7 protein-coding genes are annotated in these 5,380 nt (G+C 74.6%); 4 read left to right on the top strand and 3 right to left on the bottom strand.

The genetic code is table 11. The features are described 5' to 3' along the window. The 3 genes from GTR00_RS13750 to GTR00_RS13740 form a co-directional block, all read left to right on the top strand. Positions 1–804: hypothetical protein (locus GTR00_RS13750; protein ID WP_205705773.1), on the top strand; the 804-nt coding region annotated here is incomplete at its 5' end. Continuing rightward, positions 801–1,082: a hypothetical protein gene (locus GTR00_RS13745; protein WP_166612175.1), complete on the top strand. Its 282-nt coding sequence runs from the start codon at positions 801–803 to the stop codon at positions 1,080–1,082. The genes GTR00_RS13750 and GTR00_RS13745, both read left to right, overlap by 4 nt. 34 nt (positions 1,083–1,116) lie before the next feature. Continuing rightward, on the top strand, positions 1,117–2,232 hold the full coding sequence (locus GTR00_RS13740) for an aldose epimerase family protein (protein WP_205705772.1): 1,116 nt from the start codon (positions 1,117–1,119) through the stop codon (positions 2,230–2,232). A 115-nt stretch (positions 2,233–2,347) separates the two neighbouring features. On the opposite strand, the gene GTR00_RS13735 is transcribed toward GTR00_RS13740, so the two are convergent. From GTR00_RS13735 to GTR00_RS13725, 3 genes are all read right to left on the bottom strand, one after another. After that, positions 2,348–2,806: an SRPBCC family protein gene (locus GTR00_RS13735; RefSeq protein ID WP_166612174.1), complete on the bottom strand. Its 459-nt coding sequence runs from the start codon at positions 2,804–2,806 to the stop codon at positions 2,348–2,350. Positions 2,807–2,959: 153 nt separating this feature from the next. Further along, positions 2,960–3,310: a DUF3140 domain-containing protein gene (locus GTR00_RS13730; RefSeq protein ID WP_205705771.1), complete on the bottom strand. Its 351-nt coding sequence runs from the start codon at positions 3,308–3,310 to the stop codon at positions 2,960–2,962. 17 nt (positions 3,311–3,327) lie between these two features. Then, positions 3,328–4,392 carry a spore photoproduct lyase family protein gene (locus GTR00_RS13725; RefSeq protein ID WP_323132471.1) on the bottom strand — a complete coding sequence of 355 codons (1,065 nt, stop codon included), beginning with the start codon at positions 4,390–4,392 and terminating at the stop codon, positions 3,328–3,330. A 92-nt stretch (positions 4,393–4,484) separates the two neighbouring features. Here GTR00_RS13725 and GTR00_RS13720 point away from each other — a divergent pair, with 92 nt between their 5' ends. Beyond that, the gene (locus GTR00_RS13720) at positions 4,485–5,378 is read left to right on the top strand and encodes an SDR family oxidoreductase (protein WP_166612173.1); all 894 of its coding nucleotides are present in this window, start codon (positions 4,485–4,487) and stop codon (positions 5,376–5,378) included. The last annotated feature ends 2 nt before the right edge of the window (positions 5,379–5,380 follow it).

Genomic DNA, 5,380 nt, shown 5'->3' with positions numbered 1-5,380 from the left:
AGCCGGGCCGCCGCCGAGCGCGCCCGCGCCGCGCGCCGTCCCGGCTCCCCGCTGCTGACCACCGCCACGCTGGGCCTGGCCCTGGTGGCCGCCGGCGCCGTGGTCGTGGCCGACCTGCTGGTGGTGCTGCCCGCCCCCGCGCTCGTGCTGGCCCTCGTCGCGGCGCTGGCCGTCGTCGGCGCCGGGGCCGTGGCCGCGGGCCTGGCCGGCCGGCGCAGCGCCCTGGTGGGGTTCGGCACGCCGCTGGCGGTGCTGACCGTGCTGGCCGGCACCGTCCCGGACTCCGGCGGCTGGCAGTGGGAGGTCAACCGCACGTGGGCGCCGACCGCGGCCTCGGTGCGCCAGCAGGACGCCCTCAGCTCCGGCGTCGGGCGCCTGCGCGTGGACCCCTCCGCCCTGGCGCCCGCCGGGGCGGCCACGACGGTGGTCACCGCGACGGTGGCCGCCGGGCGCCTGGAGGTCGTCGTGCCCGAGCAGCGCACCGTCCTGGTGGACGCCCGCGCCCTGGCGGGCAACCTGCGCTGGGCGGTGGACCCCGGCGTGGTGGTGGTCGACGACGACCACCGCCCGCTGGTGGGGTCCACCTCGCGGCGGGGCACCGAGCAGCACGAGGGCGGCCTGGACAGCGCCGAGGTGCTGGCCGTGGGCCCCGACGCCGCGCGCGTGGCGGAGGCCACCCGCGTGCGGGGCGCGGACCCGGCCGGCTGGACCGTCCCCGAGGGGGTCGCGGTGGTGCGGGCCGTGGTGTGGGCGGGTGAGGTGCGCGTGGGCGCCGACGGTTCCGAGCTGCTGGAGGGGTCGTGAACGAGGAGCGGGAGGCGCTGGAGCTGGACGCGTCGGAGCGGGAGGCGCTGGAGCGGGAGGCGCTGGAGCGGGCGCGCCCGGCCACCACGGTCGACGTGGGGGCGGTCGTGTGGGGTTTCGCGTTCCTGGCCGTGGCCGCCGTCGTGGGCGTGCGCGCCGCGACGGGGGTCTCCTGGCCGTGGGGCTGGAACGTGGCCGGGGTGCTGCTGCTCGGCGGGCTCGCCACGGTCCTGGCCGCCGCCGCCGCGGCGGCCCGCGGCACCTCCCGCCGCCGGTAGCGCGCCCGGGCGGGGGAGTGGGTAGCGTCGAGACGTGGCACACCTGGCGCACCTGGGGCACCGCGACGACGACGCGCACGGCGAGGTCCGTGCCGAACCGGGGTGGGGCACCACCGCGGACGGCTCACCGGTGACCCGGTGGGTCCTGGACGACGGCACGCTGCAGGTCGGGCTCGTCGAGCACGGCGCGCGCATCCAGTCGGTGCTGGCGCCCGACCGCGAGGGCGAGCGCGCCGACGTGGTGCTGGGGTTCGCGCAGCTGGCCCCCTACGAGGGCAAGGGCCGTTCCTTCGGCGCGACGGTGGGCCGCTTCGCCAACCGCATCGCCGGCGGCACGTTCACCCTCGACGGGCGCACCTGGTCGATCCCCACCACCGACCGCGGCAACGCCATCCACGGCGGGCCGCGGCCGTTCTCGCAGGCGCTGTGGACCTCGCACCCCGTGGAGGGCCTGTGCGGGGTGCGCTTCTCGCTGCTCAGCCCGGACGGTGACAACGGGTTCCCCGGCGCGCTGAGCGTGCACGTGCAGTACGTCCTGCACGGCGGGGTGCTGACGGTGCGCACCTCGGCGACGACGGACGCGCCCACGGTCGTGAACCTCACCAACCACGCCTACTGGAACCTCGCCGGCGACGGCAGCGGGACCGTCGACGCCCACCTGGTGCGGGTGGCGGCCGAGGCGTTCCTGCCGGTGGACGCCAGCGGCCTGCCGACGGGGGAGCGGCGTCCCGTGGCGGGCACCCCCTTCGACCTCACCCAGCCGGTGCCGGTGGGGTACCGGTTGCGCGACGGCGAGGCCGCCGGCGACGAGCAGCTCGCCCGCGGTTCCGGTTTCGACCACTGCTGGGTGCTGGCGGAGGAGCCCGGCGGGGAGCGCGAGCCGTCGTTCGCGGCCCGCGTGGAGGAGCCGGTGTCCGGGCGCGCGCTGGAGCTGTGGACGGACCAGCCGGGGGTGCAGGTGTTCACGGGCGGCACCCTGGCGGGCACCCTCGTCGGCAAGGCGGGCGTGGCCTACGGCCCGCGCGCCGGCCTGGCGCTGGAGGCGCAGGCCTTCCCCGACGCCCCCAACCACCCGGACTTCCCCACCACGGTGCTGCGCGAGGGCGACGAGTTCCTGTCCGTCACCGAGTTCCGCTTCAGCGTCTCCTGACCCGCACCCCGCACCTCGCACCCCGCACCTCGCACCCGCAGCACCCGGGAACGCGGGAACGCGGGAAGCCCGGGCCCCCCGCGGGGGCCCGGGCTTCCCGGTGCTCGTCAGCGCGTCACTTGGGCGGGGTGACGTCCCCGCGCCAGGCGCCGGTCTCGGCACCGCGCGACTCGATGAACTCCTTGAAGCGCTTCAGGTCCGCCTTGATCTGGCGGTCGTCGGCACCGATGGCGGCGCCGACCTTCTCGACGAGGCCCTCGGTCTCCCAGTCCATCTGGACCGTGACCTTGGTCTTGGTGTCGGCGATGCGGTGGAACGTCACGACGCCGGCGTGGTCCTTGCCGTCCACGCTCTTCCACGCCACCCGCTCGTCGGGGTGCTGCTCGGTGATCTCGGTGTCGAACTCGCGCTCCACACCGGCGATCTTCGTCTTCCAGTGGTTGCGGGTCTCGGTGATCTGCGTGATCTCCTCGACGCCGTTCATGAAGTGCGGGAACGACTCGAACTGCGTCCACTGGTTGTACGCGGTGTGGACGGGGACGTCGACGTCGATGCTCTCGGTCACGCTGCTCATGGTTGAACTCCTCCTGCGGCTCGGGGTTCCGGGAGCCGCTCGTCGTCCGAACTACGTGCTGCCCCCACTGTGCCCGTGGGGGGCGGGGCGTGCATCTCGAAGGTCACGAGGTGCCGCCGGGGTCGTGCTCACCCTTCCGTGAGGGGGTCGTGCTCACCCCTCCTTGAGGGGGTCGTTGCCCCAGTTCATGAGGGAGTAGCGCCACTTGGTGCCCGTGACGTCGCCCTCGGGGCGCTGGGCGGAGTGGCGGTGGACGTAGCCCACGACCTTCTTCATGTGGGCGTAGTCGTCGTCGTCCAGGTCCGCCTCCTTGGCGCGCAGGATCTGCACGATCCGGCGCCCGGAGGCGTGCCCGACGGACTCGCCGCCCTCGCTCTGGCCCACCGACGTGGACTCGTCGGTCTCCAGCCACTCCTCCAGCTCCTTCGGCGTCATGTTGACCGCCTCGCCGAAGTCGCTGCTGATGCTGCGCCGCTCCTCGTCGTCCAGCGTCTGCTCCGCCATGGCGCCAGCGTCGCGCCTCAGAAGGCGTAGCGCACGTCGAGGTAGGGGGCGCGCTCGGCGACCAGGTCCAGCAGCTGGCGCACGTAGCGGCCCTTGTCGCCGGTGCGGTAGCGGACGTTCGCGCCGCCGTGCTCGGAGCGCTTGCTCTCCTGCATCGCCGGGCGCCACAGCAGCTCCTCGGCCCTGGGGTGCCAGCCGAGGTTGACCTCGTGCAGCCGCTCGTTGTGGGTGAGGAAGATCACCTCGGCGGCGAGCTGCTGCTTCGTCGCCGCGGAGGTGGCGTCGCCGAGCTGGTCCAGCAGCCGCGCCCACTGCTCCAGCCAGCCCTCGGCGACGACGACGGGGGAGAGGTTGACGTGCACCTCGTACCCGGCGGCGACGAAGTCGTCGAGGGCGGCCAGGCGGGCGGCGACGGGGTCGGTGCGCACGTCGAGGACCCTGGCGACCTCCTCGGGCATGAGGGAGAAGCGCACCCGGGTGCGCCCGCGCGGGTCCAGCTCCAGCAACCGGCGGTTGACGTGCTTGGTGGCGAAGGACGCCTTGGCCGTGGGCAGCTCGCGGAAGAGGGAGACGAGGTCGTCGACGTTGCCGGAGACCTCCGCGTCCACCGAGCAGTCGCTGTTCTCGCCCACGTCGTACACCCAGGCGTGCGGGTCGACCTGGTTCGGCTCGCCCTTCACGCCCTGCCGGGCGACGTGGCGGCGCAGGTAGCCGGTGATCTGCTCGATGTTGGCGAACACCGTGATGGGGTTGCTGTAGCCCTTGCGGCGCGGCACGTAGCAGTAGGCGCAGGCCATCGCGCAGCCGTTGGCGGTGGAGGGGGCGATGAAGTCCGCGGAGCGGCCGTTGGGGCGCGCGGCCAGGGACTTCTTCACCCCCAGCACCAGGGCCTCGCGCTTGATGCGCACCCAGCGCGCCACGTTCGCCTCGTCGCCGTGCAGCTCGGGGATGTTCCAGTGGCTGGCGACCTCCACGCGGGTGGCGCCCGGCCAGCGCTCGAGCACCTCCCGGCCCCGGGGCAGCTCCGCCGCGGCCGGCTCGTAGTAGATCCGCGTGACGTCCACCAGCCGCTGCTCCCGCACGGCCCCAGTGTGCGCGGCGGGTCCGACACGGGCACCGCGCGGGCACCGCGCCCGGCGGGCGCGGTGCCCGCGGCCTGCCTACGGTGGGTGCCGTGAGCGACCAGTACACCTTCCAGAACCCGGTCGAGCAGTACCGCACCGAGGGGTACGAACCGCAGCCGCAGGAGGGCCCCGGCCTGGCGAGCGAGCTGGGCCCGGCCCCCGACCACGGCGAGTCCACCTACCGCGGCACCGGGCGCCTGAGCGGGCGCCGGGCGCTGGTGACCGGCGCCGACTCCGGCATCGGGCGCGCCGCCGCGATCGCGTTCGCCCGCGAGGGCGCCGACGTCGTCCTGAACTACCTGCCCGAGGAGCAGCAGGACGCCGAGCAGGTCGCGCAGCTGGTGCGCGAGGCGGGCCGCCGGGCGGTGCTGGCCCCCGGCGACCTGACCGACGAGGCGTTCGCGCGGGGCCTGGTGCGCACCACCGTCGACGAGCTCGGCGGCATCGACCTGATCGCGAACGTGGCCGGCAAGCAGCAGCACGCCGAGGACGTCGCGGACATCACCACCGACCAGTTCGACGAGACGCTGCGCACGAACCTGCACGCGCTGTTCTGGGTCGTGCAGGAGGCGGTGCCGCACCTGCCGCCGGGCTCCACGATCGTCAACACCTCCTCCGTGCAGGGCTACCAGCCCTCGCCGAACCTCGTGGACTACGCGACGACGAAGTCCGGGATCATCGCCATGTCCAAGGCGCTGGCGCAGCAGCTGGCGCCCCGGGGGATCCGCGTGAACGTCGTGGCCCCCGGGCCGGTGTGGACGCCGCTGCAGGTGGCCGGCGGGCAGCCGGACGAGGCGATGCCGGAGTTCGGGAAGCAGACCCCGCTGGGCCGGGCGGCGCAGCCGGCGGAACTGGCCCCCGCCTACGTGTTCCTGGCCTCCCCGGAGTCCAGCTACGTGGTCGGCGAGGTCCTCAACGTCAACGGCGGGACGCCCACCCCCTGAAC

This window comes from Kineococcus indalonis (assembly GCF_009906395.1).
Taxonomy (GTDB): domain Bacteria; phylum Actinomycetota; class Actinomycetes; order Actinomycetales; family Kineococcaceae; genus Kineococcus; species Kineococcus indalonis.
The sequence above is the reverse complement of the archived record's forward strand: the minus strand, read 5'-3'. Positions and strand labels throughout refer to the sequence as shown.